At 36.3% G+C, this 22,688-nt stretch carries 14 protein-coding genes and 2 tRNA genes; 5 read left to right on the plus strand and 11 right to left on the minus strand.

All coding sequences use genetic code 11. The features are described from left to right. Positions 1–2: 2 nt before the first annotated feature. Positions 3–566, minus strand: a complete 564-nt coding sequence (locus BUA71_RS15160; protein WP_072881274.1) for an RNA methyltransferase — start codon at positions 564–566, stop codon at positions 3–5. A gap of 202 nt (positions 567–768) precedes the next feature. Here BUA71_RS15160 and BUA71_RS15165 point away from each other — a divergent pair, with 202 nt between their 5' ends. The 5 genes from BUA71_RS15165 (at position 769) to BUA71_RS15185 (ending at position 7,979) form a co-directional block, all read left to right on the plus strand. Then, complete coding sequence (locus tag BUA71_RS15165) at positions 769–2,010, plus strand: ATP-binding cassette domain-containing protein (protein ID WP_072881276.1); 1,242 nt, start codon at positions 769–771, stop codon at positions 2,008–2,010. A gap of 131 nt (positions 2,011–2,141) precedes the next feature. Next, on the plus strand, positions 2,142–4,727 hold the full coding sequence (mutS, locus tag BUA71_RS15170; RefSeq protein WP_072881278.1) for a DNA mismatch repair protein MutS: 2,586 nt from the start codon (positions 2,142–2,144) through the stop codon (positions 4,725–4,727). 308 nt (positions 4,728–5,035) lie between these two features. Then, positions 5,036–5,108, plus strand: a tRNA-Gly gene (locus BUA71_RS15175). Between the two features lie 78 nt (positions 5,109–5,186). After that, positions 5,187–5,275: transfer RNA gene (locus BUA71_RS15180), tRNA-Leu, on the plus strand. A gap of 1,222 nt (positions 5,276–6,497) precedes the next feature. Further along, entirely contained in the window at positions 6,498–7,979 is a 1,482-nt protein-coding gene (locus BUA71_RS15185; RefSeq protein ID WP_072881280.1) for a Gfo/Idh/MocA family protein, read from the plus strand. Positions 7,980–8,430: 451 nt separating this feature from the next. On the opposite strand, the gene BUA71_RS15190 is transcribed toward BUA71_RS15185, so the two are convergent. From BUA71_RS15190 to BUA71_RS15235, 10 genes are all read right to left on the minus strand, one after another. After that, on the minus strand, positions 8,431–8,637 hold the full coding sequence (locus BUA71_RS15190; RefSeq protein ID WP_072881282.1) for a PLD nuclease N-terminal domain-containing protein: 207 nt from the start codon (positions 8,635–8,637) through the stop codon (positions 8,431–8,433). Between the two features lie 23 nt (positions 8,638–8,660). After that, on the minus strand, positions 8,661–9,089 hold the full coding sequence (locus BUA71_RS15195) for a hypothetical protein (protein ID WP_072881284.1): 429 nt from the start codon (positions 9,087–9,089) through the stop codon (positions 8,661–8,663). A gap of 170 nt (positions 9,090–9,259) precedes the next feature. Then, the gene (locus BUA71_RS15200) at positions 9,260–10,096 is read right to left on the minus strand and encodes a hypothetical protein (protein ID WP_072881286.1); all 837 of its coding nucleotides are present in this window, start codon (positions 10,094–10,096) and stop codon (positions 9,260–9,262) included. 103 nt (positions 10,097–10,199) lie between these two features. Further along, positions 10,200–13,055: a TlpA family protein disulfide reductase gene (locus tag BUA71_RS15205; protein WP_175545973.1), complete on the minus strand. Its 2,856-nt coding sequence runs from the start codon at positions 13,053–13,055 to the stop codon at positions 10,200–10,202. A 32-nt stretch (positions 13,056–13,087) separates the two neighbouring features. Continuing rightward, entirely contained in the window at positions 13,088–15,652 is a 2,565-nt protein-coding gene (locus BUA71_RS15210) for a TlpA family protein disulfide reductase (protein ID WP_072881290.1), read from the minus strand. 54 nt (positions 15,653–15,706) lie between these two features. Further along, entirely contained in the window at positions 15,707–16,963 is a 1,257-nt protein-coding gene (locus BUA71_RS15215; RefSeq protein WP_083572121.1) for a TlpA disulfide reductase family protein, read from the minus strand. Positions 16,964–17,046: 83 nt separating this feature from the next. Next, a complete protein-coding gene (locus BUA71_RS15220) occupies positions 17,047–17,808 on the minus strand; it encodes a LytR/AlgR family response regulator transcription factor (protein ID WP_072881294.1) in 762 nt (253 codons plus the stop codon). 2 nt (positions 17,809–17,810) lie between these two features. Continuing rightward, positions 17,811–19,685, minus strand: coding sequence for a sensor histidine kinase (locus tag BUA71_RS15225; RefSeq protein WP_072881296.1), 1,875 nt, complete (start codon positions 19,683–19,685; stop codon positions 17,811–17,813). A 279-nt stretch (positions 19,686–19,964) separates the two neighbouring features. Then, complete coding sequence (locus tag BUA71_RS15230) at positions 19,965–20,726, minus strand: LytR/AlgR family response regulator transcription factor (protein ID WP_072881298.1); 762 nt, start codon at positions 20,724–20,726, stop codon at positions 19,965–19,967. Next, complete coding sequence (locus BUA71_RS15235; protein ID WP_072881300.1) at positions 20,719–22,617, minus strand: sensor histidine kinase; 1,899 nt, start codon at positions 22,615–22,617, stop codon at positions 20,719–20,721. Before BUA71_RS15235 ends, BUA71_RS15230 begins: the two co-directional genes overlap by 8 nt. Positions 22,618–22,688 lie beyond the last annotated feature (71 nt).

A 22,688-nucleotide genomic window follows, 5' to 3' on the forward strand; every position in this document is an offset into this window, starting at 1 on the left:
AATTAATGAATTCCCCCTTTAGGAGTTGAGCGGACTTGTATTTTTGAAAATAAATCCCAAAGCACCACGCCAACACTCACCGAGATATTTAAAGAATGTTTAGTCCCCAATTGCGGAATTTCAATAATTCCATCGCCGGCAGTGACCACTTTCTGCTGTACTCCTTTAACTTCGTTGCCAAAAACCACGGCGATTTTTTCATTGGGCTGTGGATTAAAATCGTTTAACATTACCGCGCCCTCGGCTTGCTCTATAGAAAATACTTTAGTTTTTTCATTCTGAAGTTTCTCAACAACCTCCAGCGTGTTTTCGAAGTATTCCCAGCTTACGGTTTCTGTAGCTCCCAATGCTGTTTTTTGAATGTCTTTATGTGGTGGTTTTGCGGTAATACCACAGAGGTAGATTTTCTCGATTAGAAAAGCATCGGCACTCCTAAAAACAGATCCGATATTATTAAGGCTTCTCACATTATCCAGAATCACAATAATGGGCGTTTTTTGAGATTCTTTAAACTCTTTTATAGTTTTACGATCTAGCTCACTGTTTTTTAATTTCCTGTTCTCCATAGCAGCAAAAATAGCTTATCCCTTATTTCTTCGGAAGAAAATAGTTGATATATTTGAGTACTTCAAATAATGCGAAGATTATGGGTTATGGAAGTATTGAAGCGCTGGAGACTGGAGCGCTAATGCGTAATCGAGAGATGTCGTCTCTATTAAAACTCGTGGAGATTTGGCTTGAAGGGCTGAAATATCATAAACACAAAACATGAATTTAAAACATATCGCCATTTTTGGGAATAAGCTTTCTGTAAAAGGAAAATTTATTCAGGATTTATTGGCAGGTTCATCCTTTGATGAGTTGGAGGATTTTCAAGGTAAAAAAGGTTTGTTGTTTTCTGAAGTGGTTTTAACAAAATATCTTGAAGAAGATTATCGGCACGGGAAATCGGCGATCAATAAGAAAGGGAATAGGCCCTTAAGCACGTTTTCCAGCGGAGAACGACGAAAAGCTTTACTGGAATATCAATTAAAACAAACCCCCGATTTCTTAATTTTAGACAACCCGTTTGATAGTCTCGATAAGGCTTCCGTTGCTCAATTACGTGAGCGATTGAAAGAGATTTCAGAAGAAATTCCAATTATTCAAATATTTAAACGAGAGGCAGATTTACTTCCTTTTGTTACAATGATTTTTGAAATTCAGAAAGAAAAAATAGTTGGGAAATACAGCGGCAATAATTTTAAAAAAGTGGCTTCAGAAAATACTTATACTAATTTAGCTAAAATTCCGAAGCCAGCCTTAGCATTTAAAGAAATCCCAGATATCCTGGTAGATTTTAAAGAAGTTTCGCTTAGCTATGAAGGCAAACCAATTTTAAAAGATATTTCTTGGCAAATTAAAAAAGGAGATTTCTGGCAGCTTTCTGGGCCAAACGGGTCTGGTAAAAGCACGCTACTTTCTATGATTTTTGGCGATAATCCAAAAGCCTATGGAGAGGATCTATATCTTTTTGGAAATAAAAAAGGGAGTGGAGAAAGCGTGTGGGAGTTAAAGCGTAAAATAGGATATTTTTCCCTGGCTTTAACCGAGCTTTTTAATAGAAGGGATACGGTTTTGGAAATGCTTATTTCGGGAATGGTGGATAGTGTGGGCTTGTACCGGCGACCAGGTGATAAGCAAAAACGTATAGCCAGAGGCTGGCTTAAGGTTTTGGCTTTAGAGCAGAAGGAAAAGGCAATTTTCACCAAACTCTCTGCTTTAGAGCAACGTTTAGTATTAATTGCCCGGGCGATGATTAAACATCCGCCGCTGCTTATTTTAGATGAGCCTACCACGGCTTTAGATGATAAAAGTGCAAAGTATATCGTGCAATTAATTAATCATATTGCCAAAGAAAGCAATACGGCTATAATTTACGTTTCTCACCGGCGGGAGCCTGGCCTGGAGCCAAAGGCTGTGTATCGCCTGGTTCCTTCAGAAAAGGGTTCTATAGGCGAAATTGTATAAGCGTTAATGTGAAAAAAAATGAATAACTTGTAAGTTATATCTTTCTTCTAAAATATGGGATTCTGTACCTTAGCAGGAAATAAAATTATAACATTTTGGCGACAAAAAAATCTCCTAAAGTAACTCCTTTGATGAAACAATACAATGCCATTAAGGCAAAGTATCCAGATGCTTTACTGCTTTTTAGGGTGGGGGATTTTTATGAGACTTTTGGGGAAGATGCAGTTAAAACTGCCCGAATTCTAAATATTATTTGTACCAATAGAAACAACGGGAGCGAGCGCACCGAGTTAGCCGGATTTCCTCATCATTCTTTAAACACTTACCTGCCAAAACTGGTAAAGGCTGGGGAGCGGGTGGCTATTTGCGATCAATTGGAAGACCCTAAAATGACCAAAAAAATCGTGAAACGTGGCGTAACCGAGTTGGTGACCCCCGGTGTGGCCCTAAGTGATGAGGTGCTGCACAGTAAGTCGAATAATTTTTTGTGCGCCATTCATTTTGCGAAGAAAAACTTCGGAATTTCCTTTTTAGATGTTTCCACAGGTGAGTTTCTAACAGCCCAGGGTAATGCAGAGTACATTGATAAATTGCTTCAAAACTTTGGTCCCAGTGAAGTTTTAATTCAGAAAAAATATAAGAAAGATTTTGCAAAGATTTTTGGTGAAGATTTTCATACTTTTTATTTAGAAGACTGGATTTTTAAACAAGATTTTGCCTACGAGACCTTAAACGAACATTTTAATACCAAGTCCTTAAAAGGTTTTGGAGTAGATCATTTAGAAGAAGGAGTCATTGCATCTGGTGCTATTTTGCATTATTTGGCCGAAACCCAGCATAGAAAATTGCAACATATCACTTCTATTAACAGGATTGCCGAGGAAGAATATGTTTGGATGGACCGCTTTACCATTAGAAACCTGGAGTTGTACCATTCTACGGCGGCCCAGGCGGTAACTTTGCTGGATGTAATTGACAAGACAATTTCGCCTATGGGCGGAAGGCTGCTTAAACGCTGGCTCGCCCTGCCACTTAAAAACGCCGATAAAGTCAAAAAGCGGCACGAAGTGGTGGAATTTCTACTCCTTAATACTTCGGTATTAGCTGAAATTCAGCAGCATATTAAGCAAATTAGCGATTTGGAACGGCTTATTTCTAAAGTCGCCACGGGTAAAGTGACGCCAAGAGAAGTGAACCAATTAAACAGTTCGCTGCAGGCAATAATTCCTATAAAAAAACTGGCGCTGGAGAGTGAGAATGAAGCTATAAAAGTAATTGGTGATAATTTACATTCCTGCGAGGTTTTGCGTTCCAAAATTAGTGAAAGCCTGCAAGAAGATGCGCCGGTAAATATTCTAAAAGGCAATTGCATAGCCGATGGTTTTTCTGAGGAGCTGGATGAACTTCGAAAAATAGCTTTTTCAGGAAAAGATTACCTCGATAATATGCTGAAGCGTGAAACCGAAGCAACCGGGATTTCCTCGCTTAAAATTGGAAATAACAACGTATATGGTTACTATATTGAAGTGCGAAATACCCATAAAGATAAAGTTCCAGAAAGTTGGGTGCGAAAACAAACCCTGGTAAATGCCGAGCGCTACATTACCGATGAATTGAAAGAATATGAAGCCAAAATATTAGGTGCCGAAGAGAAAATTTTGCATTTGGAACAGCATTTGTTTGGTAAACTGGTGATTTGGATGAACGATTATATTCAGCCGGTGCAACAAAATGCCCAGCTTATCGCGCAGTTGGATTGCCTGGGTTCTTTCGCCCAGCAAGCCAAAGCAGAAGATTATTGCAAACCAGAGATTGAAGAACACCATGAGCTAAATATTGAAGAAGGCAGGCACCCGGTTATTGAGAAGCAATTGCCTATTGGGGAACAATACATAACCAACAATGTTATGCTTAACAGGGAAAAGCAACAGGTTATCATGATCACCGGTCCCAATATGAGTGGTAAATCGGCTATTCTGCGCCAAACTGCGCTTATCGTTTTAATGGCGCAAATGGGAGGTTTTGTTCCGGCAAAAGCTGCGAATATTGGTCTGGTGGATAAAATTTTTACCCGCGTGGGTGCCAGTGATAACATCTCTATGGGAGAATCTACTTTTATGGTAGAGATGAATGAAACTGCCAGTATTCTAAATAACATTTCAGATCGCAGCCTGGTGCTTTTGGATGAAATTGGTAGAGGAACCAGCACCTACGATGGTATTTCTATTGCCTGGGCCATTAGCGAGTATCTGCACGAACATCCGGCAAGACCAAAAACCCTTTTTGCAACCCATTACCACGAACTCAATGAAATGTGTGATACTTTTGAACGGATAAAAAATTATAACGTATCGGTAAAAGAATTAAAGGATAATGTGCTTTTTCTACGGAAACTGGTGCCGGGTGGAAGTGAGCATAGTTTTGGAATTCACGTGGCAAAAATGGCCGGGATGCCACAGCAGGTTTTGCACAGGGCTAATAAAATTCTAAAGAAGTTAGAGAAATCTCATAAGATGGAAGATAGTGGAGAACTGCTAAAGAAATCGGCAGAAGAAGAAATGCAGCTCAGTTTTTTTAATCTTGATGATCCTATTTTAGAAGAGTTAAAAGAGGAGCTTATTCATATAGATATTGATACGCTTACTCCGGTAGAAGCACTTATGAAGCTCAATGAAATAAAAAGAATGCTGGCTGGTAAAAATAAGGCAAAAGCTTAAATGGGGAAGAGTAAGTTTTGAAAAAGTACTTAAGTAAGTTTTTTTGTTCCTTTAAATATTGAACCACAATTGTTTATATTTTTGGATGTGGGTTTTAGAAATTAGCAGGAAATTATTTACGCTAATTTTTCTTTATTTTTTATAAAAAGCCTTTGACATTATAAGATTTATATTAAATTTGCAACCGCAATATGGCATTGCAGCTGTGTGTAAAACATAGGAAGTTCTTTAAAATCGCGAAAATAGCTTCCCGAGTCCTCGGGAGTAGGGCGCCACGTTGCTCTATTTATTTTCAATGTTTTAATATTGCGAAAATAGCTCAGTTGGTAGAGCGCCACCTTGCCAAGGTGGAGGTCGCGGGTTCGAATCCCGTTTTTCGCTCTGAAATAGAGAGATATCTCTGAGGTCGCGGGTTCCCCCGAAGCCTCGGGGCCGTTTTTCGCTCATTTAAAAGTTTACGCTCGGATGGTGGAATTGGTAGACACGTTGGACTTAAAATCCAATGGACAAATGCGTCCGTGCGGGTTCAAGTCCCGCTCCGAGTACCAGAAGCCCTCTTAATCATTCGATTTTGAGGGTTTTGTGTTTTTATGAAGTTGAATCTGTACGCTAATCTGTACGCAAGAAAAGAATAAGGAAGTTTTATTCTGTTTTACACCAAGTGATTTTATTTCTTAAATTCAATGATATAGATTTGATCTAATCTAATTATCACTCACTTTTAAAATCGCGCCCTGTACATAAATAAAAGGTGGAATACTACATTCGTCTTGCTTGTATTATCTTACGAATTACACTCAAATAAATTTGATGAGTCTATTGTCGTTTCTATAAAATTGGATGTTAAATAGTATTATAGACCATCGTAGTCCCTTATTTTGCAGAATATCGTGTCAAATAACATCAAAATACAACATATTACTATTTATAAAGCTAAATAAATATAAATAATTAGATACTGAATGATGAAGATTTATGAATAGGATTAGTGGTCTGCAATTAGAGATATTTGATGGATTTCCTTTTTTTTATTTCGATTGGTTTCATTTAAAATAAACTGTTAATTTCACTCAAATTATCACTCATCAAACTACTTACTATTATACTTCCCTACTACACAAATTTTCATTCTGGACAAGGGACCTTTATGTAGTTACTATTGAAATTTAGTTATTTGGGAACATCTGTTCCATTCCAAAGTTCGAAATTTGTTGATATGCACGATATCAGAAGTACGTCATTTACATTATCTTATTGGTTGATATCTCGGTTTATTTCTGAAAAACTTAAAATGTATTACAAATACTTCCATTTTTATTATTGAGAATACCCATTATATTTAATAAAAGTTGTGGAGTTTAGTTGAAAATTGCTTATTTAAAATTAAAAATAAGTTAACCTTTTGTATTTCAGCATAATATTGAGTGCGGAAATGATTAAGTTTATAGAATTAACCCTGCCAATTGTAAGTCATCTTATGTTCTGAATCATAAGAAGTTACAACAGATTAATGAGTAGTAGATGTTAGGAAGATAACTGAGGCTCTCCACTTTTATTTATAAGAATAGGTCGGTGAACGTTTCTAAATTATTAGGGTTTAATAAAATAAGGTATAACGAAAATAATTTAATGCATTTTTATATAAAAACATAAATATAAACTTTCAAAACACAAATTTTTAATAAATTTTTATATTTTTGAATAAATAATTAAAGATGAAAATACTTTATTTTCTAGCTTCATCTATTAACTTAAACTAAAACATTTAATATGAGTTCAGACCGCAGATCATTCTTAAGAAATATGGCTCTGGGAGGAGGGGCAATCGCAACCGGATCTATGTTATCCTCTTGTAGTAGTGAAGAAAAACTAGCTCAAATAAAAGCCGCCGCGAGCCGCAAGCCTAGTATGAATTTTAATATGAGTGGTTATGCTGCCCCACCGCTTGATACTGTTAGAATAGGTATTGTGGGGATTGGTGACCGCGGTGCGGGTGCGGTAGAACGCATGACCTATATTGAAGGCGTAGAAATTACCGCGCTTTGTGATAAACGCCAGGCAGCCGTAGATGGCGGACAAAAAATTCTTCAGGAAGCCGGACTTCCAAAAGCAGCAGAATTTGCCAATAGTGAAACGGCTTATAAAGAAATGTGCCAGAGTGATCTGGTAGATTTAGTATATGTAGTAACTTCCTGGGATTGGCATATCCCTATCGCTTTAGAGGCAATGGAAAACGATAAGCACACGGCAGTAGAAGTTTCTACCGCCAGGACGATGGACGAATGCTGGCAAATCGTGGAAACTTCAGAACGCACCAAAAAACACTGCGTGATCCTGGAAAATTGCTGCTATGATTATTTTGAACTGCTAACCCTTAATATGGTGCGCCAGGGTGTTTTTGGTGATCTTATTCACGGGGAAGGCGCTTATATCCACGATCTGGATTACTGGCATTTTAACAAGCCGCAGGACGATAAAATGACAGATGGTGCTTATACAGATTATTGGCGCCTTGAAGAAAACAGAAGACACGCCAATGTATACCCTACTCACGGACTTGGGCCCATTTGTCAGGCCATGAATATAAACCGCGGCGATAAAATGGATTTTCTTACCTCCATTATGTCCGATGATTTTACTTTAGGAAAAAGGATTGAAGAAGAAGCTAAAGAAAACCCAGAGCTGAAGCAGTTTGTAGGTGCAGATATGAGAGGTAATATGGATATCCAGCTTATTAAAACCAATAAGGGCCGTACTATTATGATTCAGCACGATGTGACCTCACCAAGGCCTTATTCCAGAATTCATATGTTGAGCGGAACAGAATGTTTTGCTCAAAAATGGCCTTTAAAACATATTGCCTTTGGTCACGATGTAGCCGATGATGCAAAAATGAAAGAACTGGAAGAAAAATACACCCCAGAGATTTTAAAACGCGTAGGTGAAATGGCCAAGAAAGTTGGCGGCCACGGTGGGATGGACTTTATTATGGACTGGCGTTTAATTGACTGCCTCAGAAACGGGTTGCCAATGGATATGGATGTATATGATGCCGCTTCCTGGAGTTCTTTAACCCCGCTAAGTGAATGGTCTATTGCCAATAAATCGAATTCTATTGAAGTGCCAGATTTTACCCGGGGTGCCTGGAAAACCAATAAGCCTGTAGATCTAAGTATGTCTGGTAAAGCTGGTTCTACTGGAGTTAGAAACCTGGAACGTACAGGAGCTGGAACCCAGTTGGATGTAGAGTAATAAGGTTTTAAAAGCGCTTGAAAGAAGGTGGGGTATTAATTTTAATTATTCCTACCTTCTTTTTATTTAAATCAGAATTATCATTTTGCGGTTAGAGAGTCAATAATAAGTTCTCATTCCTTTCTTTCTGGAGCAAAGAAATACGCCGTATATTCAATGTGATCTTTGCCGGCAGGATCTGCTCTCTACAAAAAGCGATAAATATACTCTTTTTGCATATATATCGTTTATTTTGTGCGTCAGAACCTTCATTTCCCAACTCTTCGGTATTCACCTCATCTTCTTTGTTAAGTAAAATTATTTTTTGATTTTTCGAAATTTCAGAAGAATTTTGGATATTATAGCAAAAGCCTATGTTCTATTTTTTCAAATACAAATTCGAAAACACTACATCTTTAAGGTGAATTAGTGTTTTAGGTTTAGTCATTCACAATCTATTCCAGCTATGTAACTAATCCTGTTTTTTCACTCTTTGCTTTCTTCCCATAAAAAGATATAAAATACCCCCAATGATGTTAAGGAAGATGACCATAAGAATCCAGATAAGTTTATCGTTTTTCTGAAAATCATTCCGAAGAATATCAATTAATGCGATTAAAGGTATGATGGAAACACCTATTAAAATGATTTGTGGAGTGCCTAAAGCTAATGCGGTCATATTTTGGATTATGTAAAGGGTTATTACTCTTTTTCAAACTGCAATTCGTTTCCACTCATAATTATCTTTTTATTTTTCTCGAATATTTTTAACAGTAGAATAGTCTTATTTTGTTTGTTGGGATAATAGGTTATCCCAATATCAGATTTAAAAACTAAACCAGAGCTTTTCCAGTTTTTTTCAAATCCGTTTTCCCAGGTTCCGTTTATAATTCTTTCACCGGCAGAGTCTATTAGTTGTATTTTAGCAATAGAATCGTTTACGAAACGTATTGATTCAATTTTAGAACCTTTCTTATTTGAAGATTCACTTGAACTTACCGCAGCCCATTTTCCAAATAATTGAACATTAGTGTAACCTTTTTCACCATTATTTTGTGACTCTTTATTTACACAAAATATAAAAGAAATGGCTAAGCTTATTGCCAATAGAAGGGTTTTGAACGTTCTCATTAATATGGTTCTATGATTTATAATTGTCTTTTTAATGGGTTACAAGGCTTTCGAGAATGGCTGTTGCTGACAAGTTTGTTAGGTTGTGACCGCTCCTAATAAATTTCGCTAAAACATCGAATCTCGAAAAACTATTTAGCCGCAATTGGTTCTATGCGTCCTTGTCACAATTATTTTTCAGGCGTAAGTTTAAATTCAGTTCGTTTGTTTACCCCAATCCCCATTATAGAAATATTAGTTTCAACATTCATATTGCCTTCATAAGATATCCAATAGCCTTTTTGTAAATCAAATTCAGCTGTTGCCTTGTGAGACATTTTCATAAACGTTTTTTTATCAGTTTTATCTTTTGAAAACATTGACATCATTTTATTTTCAATATCTCCAGAAACGAATTCTTCGATATCATATTCGATAATGGCAATTTTTTTTCCGTTTTTCATTTTTATATCTTTAAGTCGAACAAGGTTTTTCCTGTAAATTGAGTCTGGTTTAAAGGTTTGGTCCACAGCAATCATATCAACTTGTAAATTCCATTCGTCTCCAATTTTAACTGGTTTTGTTGGAAGTTCAAATAATACTGAAATTATGTTTTTTTGAGCTCTTTTGTAATAGAAGCTTAACATTTCGCCTTCCGGACTTATTTTTCCTCGTAAAACTACATTTCCGTTCATCGCGGCCATTACTGGAAATATACTTCCGGTTGTGTCTGCTTCAACTTTTTTGAGCATCATTGCAATATCTATATTTCCGCTTTTGTCTGGATATAGTTTTGTTTCATATTTCAAGTTGGATAATTGCTTTTTCATTGCGTTGAACATTCCGCTCATTCCTTTCGAAAGAGAATCCTTTTCATCTTGTTCATTACTTTTTTCAAAAATTACATCTTTCATTACAGTTTTGTAAGTCAGGGTATCCGAAATTTTCCATTTCAAATTTACAGTTTCTCTTTGCTGTGCATTCAAGTTAAAAGCAATAAAAATTAATAGTAGTAGAAGTTTTTTCATAATTGCGGTCACTTTTTTAAATTCATATTTTTGGTCGAGGTATTCAAGATTATTTAATTCATTTTTTAGATTATAGCTGATAGAATTGCTTTGTCAAGGGTTTTTATTTCCTTAACTCTTCCTTAAATATTTGTTTATACCCATCCATGTGTGAAACTGGAGGTAATTTAGTCTTGATGACTTCGCCTTTTTTGTTTACCAGGGTATAATGTGGTATTCCCGTGATGTTGAATTTATCGGCCAAATAATTCCATTCATCCCGGGAAACCCTGTAATGCTCTCCATTAATATCCGGAATTAAATTATTATAAGCGGTTTTTGGCGATGATTGGTTAGTGATATATACAAAAACAATGTCTTTACCTTCTAAATCTGCCTTTAGAGGTTTCATCTTTTTTATTCCTGATAGGCAGGGGGCACACCAGGTTGCCCAAAAGTCTATAAACACAACTTTACCTTTATATTTTGAAATGATGGCATCAAAAATATTATCGGCTTCTGTTTTTGGAAGTTCCCTGGCAAGAAAACCAATTTTAGATTTGTTGGTCTCTATCTTTTTTTTAATTCTATTATTCTCAACTTCAATTACTTTGGCAATAAAGGGTTCAGATACTTTTTTTTGAGAAGCTATAAGTTCAGTTTTGCTTAACGGAATAAAATTAAGGCCCATACTTCCCAAAATATATTGCGACATAATAACATCGGCGCTAAAGGTATTCCCTAAGTTCTCCCTTATTTTTCCTGTTTGCTGTTGTAGTAGCTCACTTTGCACATAAGCATTTATAATATTTTCATGCTTTTGGATAAAACTTTTACTTTCGTTACTATTTTCTTTGGTATAGTATGCCGCGAGATGTTTATACTCTTCTTCCGTCAATAACTCCTTTCGGGCTTTTTGCACAGCTATTTCTTCTGAAGTGAAGCTAACATCCAGACCTTTATTCTCCATTATTTCTAAAATGAGATTAATATTGACACCATCTCTGCTAGAGATTTGAGACTTCTCTTTATCGGTTAGCTTTCTATAAACACTACTTAATTTAAAACTATAGCTTTTTATAACTTCCTGATTTTTTTTTCTAAACTGTTCTTGTTTTTCTAAGGATGCTGCATTCTCTTTTCTAAATTTCTTGAGTTCATGAACGAGTGCTTTCTCTTGTTTTGTTAGCGCTATGTTTTTGGATTCAAGAATTTTAGCTAATTCAATTGGTTTAGGATGAACCACGCTTATTTCGCCCAGCATTGGAGGCACAAATCTCAGGCGGTTGATAAAACTTTTATAAGCGCTGGAAACCACCGCCAATTTATTATCATATATTTTTGGCGTCAGGAAACTCATGTACGCGCTATTAATTTTTGAAGAATTTCTGTCTTTTGAATAGATGTCGTAACTGAGGAGATACTCGTAAAGGCCATAATCCAGGTCTAAATTAAACACCTGCAGGGCTTTGTCACTGATAAACCTGGTTTTTAATACACTGTCACGTTTTTGTACCTGACGATTATATTGAGAAATACATTCTTTTTTATATGCTGCTAAAGAAAACTGATCTACCCGAATTAACACTTTGTCATAAAAAGAGAAATCCCTTGTTATAAACTCCAAACTCATTAAATCGGTATTAAGTTGAGCAATATCACCTGTAAAATATATGCCCTCCGGTTTATGTGCGTTTATCAACTGCCAGGTCTCTTTTGCCGGTTCTACCAATACCGAAATATTATAATTGGGGAACCGCACATAAACCTGCTGCGGATGGTACGATGGGAATTTCACCGAAAAACTACCATCATCCTGAATTTTAATTAAATGAGAATCCTGATTTCCGGTAAAAACATTGTTCACATACACCATACCCGTTTTTTCTTTGCCATGAGGGTTAAAGCCCCTAATAATCCCCGAATAAGTGGCGGAGTCTATTTTAAACAGTTCATCTTCTTTGTAGACAACATCATTGGGCAATGTAAACCCCGGTTTATTTAGCGTTTTGAGGGTATAGGTTTTGAGGGTTTGTGGACTATATCCAAATTTTGCAGTTTTGTTTTTGCCTTGTTTTGCGTAAACCGTTTTTTTCTCTCTTTCGTTTTCCAAAATGATTTTATAAGCACCATTAGTCTTATCTACACTTTTATAGCTCCAAATCTTTTTATCCAAAACGGCATAGTCGTAATAAAAACTAAAGGCCCAGGCATTGCTTCCGTCGCCCTTTAACCAATCCCCCCTTAGTTCTTGCGGAAATTTTGAGGCTAAATATTCTTCAATATCATTTATTCTATAGTCCGGATAATCTTTATTGGCTTTGTACAAATCCCCAAAACCACCATTAAAACTAACCTGCAAATAATGCTCGTCCCAATTTTTAAAATAGAACATCCGGTAATCTTTCCCGTTTTTTACGATAAAACGATATTCCCCGGTTTCGTTTGGTCTAAAATGAACCACTTCTTCAATGGTATATGGCTTGGTCCTAAAAAATATTTTTTCTGCTTCTACCTTAAATTCAGCATTATTTTCCCCATCTGTGGTAAACCAGGTTTTCTTTATTTTATTAGGAACATTGGCCATCGTTACTCGTTTGGACCCCAACGGATCCTTGTGCTTTATAAAGAGCTGGAAATTATCATCGCCCCTTTTTAGTTTAATGGAATCTTCGGCCAAAATTTCCATTTGATAACGCTGAATGTTTTTTTGTCTATCCATAGCCTCAAAAGCGAAAATGCCATTGGGCTCTTTACGAATGTTCTGGTACATAAATGGGCGGTAACCGAATTCTATAAAATCGCGATGGATCAGGAGTCCGTTGTATTCGCCATTTCCTGTATTTCCCTGCCACTCGCCAAAGACGCTTTCCGGAAGTTTTATTTTGCTATTTTTTGTGTTTTGAGCATAGCTAAAGCTTACAAAAAGTATAAAAAGGGAAATACCGATGTATTTTGGGAGTTTGGTTGGGTTTTTCATTTTAAGTTGGTTTTTCATTGTGGTTGGGAGGATTATTTATTTTCTTTTAAAATTCCGCTTAGTTCACCTTCAAAATTATGCATAGGGAAATTATCGTTAATGACATCTCCCTCTTTGTTAATGGCCACATACCTCGGGATACCATTAAATTGGAACAATTCCCTTAAATATTTGTAGTCATCATCAGATAGTCTATAAACATGTTCAAGCTCCTGCTCTTCAACAAATTTTTTATATTGGGGAATCGGGGAAGAATGGTCGGTTATAAAAATGAAGACAAAATCTTTATTGCCCTTATATTTTTCGCGGGTATCTTTCATCCTTTTAATGCCGGCAATACAAGGACCGCACCAGGTTGACCAAAAATCCACAAATACTATTTTTCCTTTAAACGGATCTACGATGCCTTTAAACACATCAGTTGCTTTTCCTGGAGGTAGTTTGTAGGCCGTTTTTCCGGTTTCCGGAAATAATTCTTCTACAATCCTATCGCCTTCCTCAATTAAAAACGGATGGCTTATGTCTTTCTTTAAGCGCTTCCAATAGTCTCTTGCAACTTCGGGCTTAGACCTTTCTATGTCAAATTTAAGTGCCCTAAGTTTTACAATTTCATAAGCCAGGGATTTTTCCAAACCCATTGCCTGGGTCAACACAGAATCGCGTAACCTCCATTTTTCCATGGAAATTTGTTGGGGTTTAGCTTGAGCGGCTTTTAACGGCTTAAGATATTTATCTGAATAAACTTCCAGCTCTTCTTTATATTTTTCCCTAAATGCTATAAAATTCTCATGGTTTTCTTTATAAAACTGTTTCGCTTTTTCTAAAGACGTCCATGAACGCTCTGCATATAATGCTTTTTCGTCTTTTGAAATTTGTATGCCCTCATCTTCAAAGTATTCTAAAATGCTTTTTTCAGGTTGGGTCGAATTATTCTTTGGATGGATATTTAATGGTTCAGCAAATTCCAACTGGTTTATAAAACCTCCAAATTCTCCAGAAACTAAGAGACTTTTAGCATCTAAAGGCATATCCTTTAAAAAATCATAGAAATCTATAGGAACAGGTAATTTTAAAACCGCATTTGTAGTATCCCTTGTGGCTTCATATTTTCTATCATTCACATAGTTCAGTAGGGTGTAAGCATTTTTCAACAGGATTTTGTTCTTTAAAACCGAATAGACTTTAGGCAAAATAGTTGTTTTCTTTCCCTGTGTTTTTCCGTCCAGGCTCTTTTCAGTTTTAATCACAGATGCATGGGCTTTATAAGCATCAAGAGCATCTAAATCTTGCTTTAGATTTTCTAATTGCTCTTCCTTAAATGCTTTGGGCGGTAGTGTTTTTAGCTTATTCCTTAATTCATTATAATCTGTACCCCTAAAATCAAAACCTATTAATTCCTGGTTCTCGGTTGCCAAGGGGCCTTTAAAGTCCACATTTTTGAATTTATTTTCAAATAAACTCGCTATATCCATCTGCAAAAGCTCAAACAAATCTAGCGTTATTGCCAGGGTTTGGCCGGATTCTATATAAAAAGGGATCACTTTATTTTCTATAACAAATTGTGTGGTATATAAGGGGGCCGATATGGATAAATCTGCTTCAAATCGGCCATCTGGGTGAATTTGAACTACAACTGGAAAATCTTCGCCGGTAATATCATTGCCCAGGTATATAATCCCTGTGGTAAAGCCTAAACTCACATCATAGCCTTTTAGATAGCCTATTATCCTAGCAGTGCCCCTTTTAAAAAATTGTGGCGAATCAAAGTCTTTTAGCGGTTTTGCCTTTACTTTTGCCAGTTCATTATCTATCCACTTAGATACTTTTTCAGGAACACTGGAAGCTCCTTTTTCAGCGGACAGATATTTTTTACCATTTTCTGAAGAAGCATATTCCGCGAAATTTTTAATTCTTACATTAGGAAGTTCTTTGTGCGCTTTATACGCATCGCCGGCCTTCCCATTAAAACCAACCTGCAAATAATGCTCATCCCAATTTTTAAAATAGAACATCCGGTAATCTTTCCCGTTTTTAACGATAAAGCGGTATTCCCCGGTTTCGTTTGGCCTAAAATGAACCACTTCTTCAATATTATAAGCTTTGTCCCGGAATACAATTTGTTCCGGTTCCAACTTGAATTCCAGGTTGTTTTCCCCATCGGTGGTAAACCAGGTTTTCTTTATTTCATTTGGAACATTGGCCATCGTTACACGTTTGGATCCCAACGGGTCCTTGTGCTTTACAAAGAGACGGAAATTGCCATCGCCCCTTTTTAATTTGATGGAATCTTTTGCCAAAATTTCCAATTCATAACGCTGAATGTTTTCTTGTCTATCCATTGCTTCAAAGACAAAAATGCCATTAGCTTTCTTACGAATGTCCTGATATAAAAAAGGACGATACCCAAATTCTATAAAATCGGGATGGATCAATAAACCGTTGTATTCCCCGTTTCCGGTGTTGCCCTGCCACTCGCCGAATACGGTTTCGGGGAGGCTTGTTTTGCTGCTATTTATATCTTGGGCATGGCCAATACTTATAAAAAGCATAAAAAGGCAAATACCGGTTTGTTTGATGGTCCTGGTTCGGTTTTTCATTTTGGCTGGGTATTTCTTATTAGTTTATTCTATGATAAAAGAGCTATGCAAAGCCTACTTGATTTGTGTTTTCAATACTTTTCTTACTTCATCTGCCGTTGGATTTTTGGATAAAATTTCCCCGTTTTTGTCAATTAGGAACATTGCACCACCGCCGCGAACGCCATATTTTTGCCATACCTTCTGCTGTCTGTCCAGATCTACTAAGTTTAGCCAGGGATATTTTTCCTTTTCAAGAAAGCTTTCCAACCTATTCGTGCCGCGAAATTCCCCGGCAACCCCCACTATGGTGAATCCTTCATCGTGAAATTCGTTGAACACGGGAACCATCGTTCGGCTTTTGGCAATACAGGGGCCACACCAGGTTGCCCATAAATCCAGTAGCGCAACTTTTCCTTCTATTTTGTCGGAAAGTTTTATCAGCTTGCCCTCTAAATTGGGAGCTGAAAAATCTACATATTGTTTTCCTACTTTTATGTTATCAATAGCATCAATCAACCCCAAAGCCATGTCATTATAAGGATGATTGGGATTGGCCTGGGAAAGCTTTTTGTAATTGTGCCGGGCCAAATTTACATCGGGTGTTTCTATGGGATTAATAAGACTTTTTAAAAATAAGTAGTAGGAAACTATCGTGGGGTTTTCGTCTATATAATCCTGTTGGTATTTTTTTGTTTTTTTTCGAAGCTTATATGCTTTATCATCCAATGCTTTTGCCTTCGGCGTTTTATCCAGTCTCTTTTCTTCTAAGCGTTCCTTTTTTTTATAAATAACAAGTTTCTCTTCTTGTGATTTGGCTTCGTTCAGTTCGGCTAAAACTGCTTTCATCTGCTCACTGTGATATTCGTCGCTTTTATAAAGCGCCCTCATCTTATCTGTATATTGAGCTATTTGACTTCCAAACTTTGATTCACGTTCATCCCTATATGCTTTATATTCGGCATTAAGCTTCCCACCTTCTACCTCGTTTTTGTCAAAATCCTCTTCTGGATAAATGATCAATTCAATTTTTTCGTTTTCTAGAAACAAGGGCATATAACGTCCGCCTCCGTTTTCTTTTACGTTTCCAAAAAATAAGCTAACGGCCTCTGGATGTTGCAGTTTGGTTTTATAGGTGAATTTTCCTTTTTTTACCGGTATCTCTATCACGGGATCAAACCTCCAATCCTGATTTAACTTGATTAACAAGATTGATTCCACAGTGGTATCAAGCACTTTTCCGTTGATTTCCAAAGATTGGGCTTTTGTAGCTGAAGAACTAAGCAAGCATACTATGAATAGTAGGAACGTGGTTTTTGTAATGAATTTCATATAGTTGTATTAAGTTTTTGTAACAAGAATTAAAGTTATGGACAGGAAAGATTTTTATACTGAAATCTAATTTAACAAATTATTTACATATTTAACCAATTTTTAATCTTTTTCTTATAATTTCTACCGGTTGTTATTTTCGTTTTCTTTCTATTTCTTAAAGTGATTATATATCGGCTATTGAAATATTTTTGAACGTTTTCAGCATAATTCTTATTGATGATAAAGCCTCTGTGTACCCTTAAAAAGTAAGGGGGCAGTTTCATCTCCAATTGCGATAATGAGAGTTCAGTGAGATGGGTTTCGGTATCGGTATGAACACTACTGTATTTTGCATCTGCTTCAAAATAGTGGACGTCTTCCAATTTCACGAAAAACAGTTTCTCTCCTTTCCTAACGGTAATGGAGGTCATTGTTTTAGTATCCTTTTCGGTAGCTATTTCTTTAATGGCTTCCAATAATTTCCCGGAACTCTGCCTTCCCTCAAATAAAGTCAGTTTTTTAATTGTTTTTTCCAGGCGTTCCAACCGTACAGGTTTTACCAGGTAATCGATGCTGTGGGTTTCAAAAGCCTGTAACGCATATTCATCAAAAGCGGTGCAAAAAATTACCAGGGGGATGTGGTCTAATTCTTCCAACAACTCAAAGCCCGTAAGCCCCGGCATTTCAATATCCAAAAAAATAATATCAGGATTTAACCGGTTTATTTTCTCCTTGGCTTCCGTCCCGTTTTTTGCAGTATCAATAACCTCAAAGTGCTGCGGAAAATGTGCCACTTGTTCCAACAAGCGTTCCCGGGCCAAAAGTTCATCGTCTATAATAATTATTCTATAAGGTGGATTCATGGCTAATACTCGTTTTCTATGCTAATTTTAATATGTTTGGTGGGTGCATTTTTCCAGCTTATGGAGGCTTTATTGCTATAGGTTAAGCGCAATAAATCGAAGACCGTTTGCAGCCCGTGGCCACTCACTAAACTTTCCTGGAAATTGGGGCCATTATCCTCTACCGTAATACTAAAGCCCACCTCTTCTTTTTGGATGATAAGGCTTATTTGACCGCTATCCTCCAATTTGGAAATCCCGTGTTTTACCGAATTTTCTATTAAAGGCTGAATAAGGAACATGGGGATTCTTGTGTTTTCCAGGGATTTATCAACGTTGAGGGTGAAGTTTAAACGGTCGCCAAAACGAATCTGCTCTACCTCCAAATAGTTGTTAACCATTTCCACCTCATCGCCAATAGTGCTGTCTTTTCTGCCTTTACGGTTAATGGTATATTTGAAAAGATCTGATAAAGACAAGGCCATCTTCTCGGTTTTATCGGCGTTTTTATGCGCCAAACTTGCAATGGAATTTAAGGCATTGTATAAAAAATGGGGGTTGATTTGCGATTGTAAGAGTTTAACCTGGGCTTGCGAGTTTACTTCTTTAAGTTTACTCATTTCCAGGTCTTTTTGTTTGATTAAGTTTTCTGAAAAATGATTGAGGTAAATTAAAAAACCTCGGCCTACTGATAAGGCAATCCACAGAAATAGCCCCGGCAAAAAGAAATCGATACCTTCATCTCTGTGCCCGTTAAAGAAAAATATTAATATAAGGGGTGCAATAAAAGCAATAAATGTAAAGAGTACTTTTTGTAGTAATTGCGAACTGAAGTTTATTTGCTTTTTAACAAGAAATTTATCCGTTGCCCACATTATAAAAGAGGTCAATAGTGCAAATAATGGAATAGCTGTCATCATAAACAAAACTGAATTCCACCAACTAATAAAACTATCAAAATCTGTAAGATAGTTGTAGATCCAATGGAGATTAGCAAGATGTGCCCATATTAATAATACAGGAAGGAAGTAATTTAAATAGGAATACTTGAATTTCTTATTCTGAAAAAAACTGAACAACAACAAAAAAACGACCAATCCCAATAGACTGACAACACCTATTGCCAGCAAATCCATACTTTTCTTGTGTAAAAAAGAATAGGCATACCGCCAAGGGTAATTAGCATATAAATAATCTTCAAATTGTTCTAAAAAATCATCTGAATACAACTTTTGTAATAAAAATTTGTCTCTGTCCCTAATAAAAAAATCTAAACTGGTTATCTTTTTGCTCCGGAATAAAGATCTTCCTTCGATCTCTGAATCATTTTGAAGAAAGACCAGTTTTCTTAATAACCCTGCTTTTAAAGATTTCTTTCTTACTTCATGGCTGTTAGCAATATAAGAGCGCTCCTCTAAAATATAAACTCTCATGTAAGGCCCTATTTCCAACTTATTGCCCTTCCTAACGTTCCGAGGTATCTCTAAAAAATGTCCATTTGCTAAATCTATAATCTGCTTGTTGGGATTAGTATAGATTGATTCATGAACAAATACGATATGTATCCAAGGCTCAGTAATTTTACCGGAAGGCTTTAAAATACGAATTTCCTTGTTCGGCAATATTTCTCTAATGTCTAAAATCGCTTCTTCAACCAATAAGCTATCTTCCTTTTTCGTCGAATCTGCTAAAACAATGGTAATATCTCCTTCCAGTCTCCCAAAAAATGGAGTTTTTCCATCGAATATTCTATCTTTTATATAGTCCCATTTTTTTAGTTCAGATTGCTTAGCATGAGAAGCTTCTATTTCCTCAACCTGCTGACTTATAGACTTGTCGGAATGGATAAAAAACGGAGTAATTATTAAAATAAGTATTAATGTGATAATTCTCTTCATAGCCCTGCTTTTAAAAGATCATAACCCAAAGAAACTTGAAAAGTCGTTGCGCTGAAACCTTTTTCTGACAAACTGCATATAGTTGGTATTAACTGCATTAAAAAACTCTTGACAGATCTAGTGCTGACCTGAAATGTCCATGTTTGACCCAGGACCTAAAGGGAACCAAGGTCATTTCAAGCTTTTCATCCTTTAGGGCGGGGGTAAAAAAGATTGAAATTTTCAATATTTACTTAGACTGTTTAGTTCCACCCCTCAAATAACTTGATCTATGATGCATTACAAATTCATCCATTTCTTAATCATTTCCTTATAACTTCTGCCTGTAGTTATTTTCGTTTCTTTTTTAGCTTTTAAAGTAATGACATACCTGCTATTAAAATATTTCTGTACTTCCCGCACATAGTCTTTGTTTATGATGGCTGAACGCTGCACCCTTAAAAAATTATCCGGTAACTTTTGCTCCAATTGGTCTAAAGGCTCTTCGGTTAAAAATTTTCCTTCTTTGGCGTGTACCGCCACATAGCGTTCTTCGGCGCTAAAGTGACTCACTTCCTCCAGTTTTATAAAAACAAGTTTATCGTCTTTTTTAACCGTAAGGGAAGTCATTTCCTGTTTCTGCTTTCTGGAAGATAGCTCCTTTAAAAGGCCTGCAATATTTTGATCAGGAATAGTTTTGCTGAATTGCTTTAACTTATTGACCGATTGCTGCAAGCGTTCTAGGCGCACCGGTTTTACCAGATAATCGATGCTATTGGTGGTAAAGGCCTTTAGGGAATATTGGTCGTAAGCCGTGCAAAAAATCACGATGGGGATATAGGTTAAAGTTTCCAGCAGTTCAAAACCGGTCAATTCCGGCATTTCGATATCCAGGAAAATAAGGTCTGGTTTTAAGCTTTCAATCTTTTCCCTTGCGATCAACCCATTTTCGGCAACCCCGATTACTTCAAAGGTATCGGTGAAATTTTCCAGTAAATTGAGCAAACGTTTTCTTGCCGGCGGTTCATCGTCTATTACCAGGGTCTTATATATTCTAGTCATGGGCGTTACTTTTTTTAATGCTGATAAGGATTTGTTTTTGGGGGCTGTTTTCCCAACGCAGACTTGCGTTTTTGCCATAGCTTAAGCGCAGCAGGTCATAGACGGTTTGCAAGCCGTGACCACTTACCAGGCCTTCCGGAAAACCGGGGCCATTATCGCTTACGCTGATCAACAGGCCTTCCTTTTCTTTTGTGATGTTTAAACTTACCTTCGCTTCGCCGCCTATTTTAGAAACGCCGTGTTTAATCGCATTTTCCACCAAAGGTTGAAGCATAAACATCGGGATTTTCTCTTCTTCTGCTGTCTCATCAACTTTAAGCGTGAATTTTAAGCGCTCGCCAAAACGTATTTTCTCGATCTCCAAATAATTTTCCACCAGGGCTACTTCCTCTGCAACCGTACTCATTTTTTCACCTTTTTTATTGAGGGAGTACCGGAACAAATCAGACAAGGATAAAGCCATTCGCTCTGTTTTATCGGAATCGTCTTTGGCCAATCCCGCAATGGAATTTAATGCATTGTATAAAAAATGCGGATTGATATGCGACTGTAACAATTTTAACTCGGATTGCGTATGGGCTTCTTTAAGCTGGCTGAGTTCGACGTCTTTTTCGTTGACTAAAGAATTGGAGATATGGTTTAAGTAGATGAGTAAACCTCTGCCCAATGAAAGGAATATTGAAATGATTAACCAAGGAAAATAAAATTCTAAAAATTCAACATCTTTTAGTGCGATATTTTTGCCAGTTAAATATAAAGAAATGAATAGCGGTAAATGAAGTGCTATAAAAGTGAATACTATTTTTAATATCAGTTGAAAAGAAAAATCAAAACTCATTTTGATAAACATTTTTTCTAAAAAATAAAGTAGTGTTGCACTAATAATTGCTAATAACCCAATAAATATAAAACCAAACGATATACTTCCACCCCAAGTAATCGAACTATTTAACTCTGTTAAATAGTCATAGATCCAAGTAAGGTTCATTATATGAAAGTCTATTAACACCATGGGGAACAAGTAATTAAGATAGGCATGTTTAAACTCTCTATTTTGAAAAAAACTAAATAGAAGAATAAATATAATAATTCCAACAGCTGTAACTATACTGATGGCCAGCATCTTCATTTTCTCTTTGTTCAAAAAAGAATAGGCATATTGCCAAGGATAATAGGTACATAAATAATCTTCAAATTGTTGTTTAAAATCATCTGCATATACTTTTTGAAGAAGGAATTTATCCTTATCGCCTAAAAACCCATAAGAATGATTATAATCGCTATTGTTAAATCGTTGCACATCAAATTGGTTACTGTACCCTTTTTGGGTTGCTTTAGTACCAAAAACACCTTGCCATAATTCGGTGTTTATATACATTTCTCTATTCTGGTCAGAAATATCTTCTTTAAATTTAAACTCGAATAAAGTGTGTCTACTCATATCTGAAGTAGTCACAAAACCCGAGTATGACTTTAAGATAATGGTGCCATCTTCTAACTCTCTTTTTTCAAAATAGTCATGAAGTTGAGATTCTGTTCCAAAACTTAATTGCACATAGTGGAACGGAAATCTTTCGCCATCTAAATTATTTAAACCTATTTTTATAGAGGGTAGTAAATTTTTTACTTTTTTTATAAAGTCAACAACTATTAAACTGTCTTTTGCAGGAGTACCATCGTTCAAGATAATTATAACTGGCTTATTGTAACCTGTATACAAAACCTTGTTTTCATTAAAAGCCCTGATTTTTACATATTCCCATTTAACCGTTTCAGGAGTTTTTGAATTATGTTCACTTATTTTTTGTGCTTTTTCACTTATTGATTTCTCAGAAGTAACCAAGAATGGTGTGATTAGTAAAATAAGAATAAGCGCTATGAGCTTTTTCATCGTGATATATTTAGAAATTTACACCACAAAAGAACACCAACAATGGTGTGTATAAAACCAATTTCGGTTGA

It is taken from the genome of Salegentibacter echinorum (assembly GCF_900129445.1).
Classification (GTDB): Bacteria; Bacteroidota; Bacteroidia; order Flavobacteriales; family Flavobacteriaceae; genus Salegentibacter; species Salegentibacter echinorum.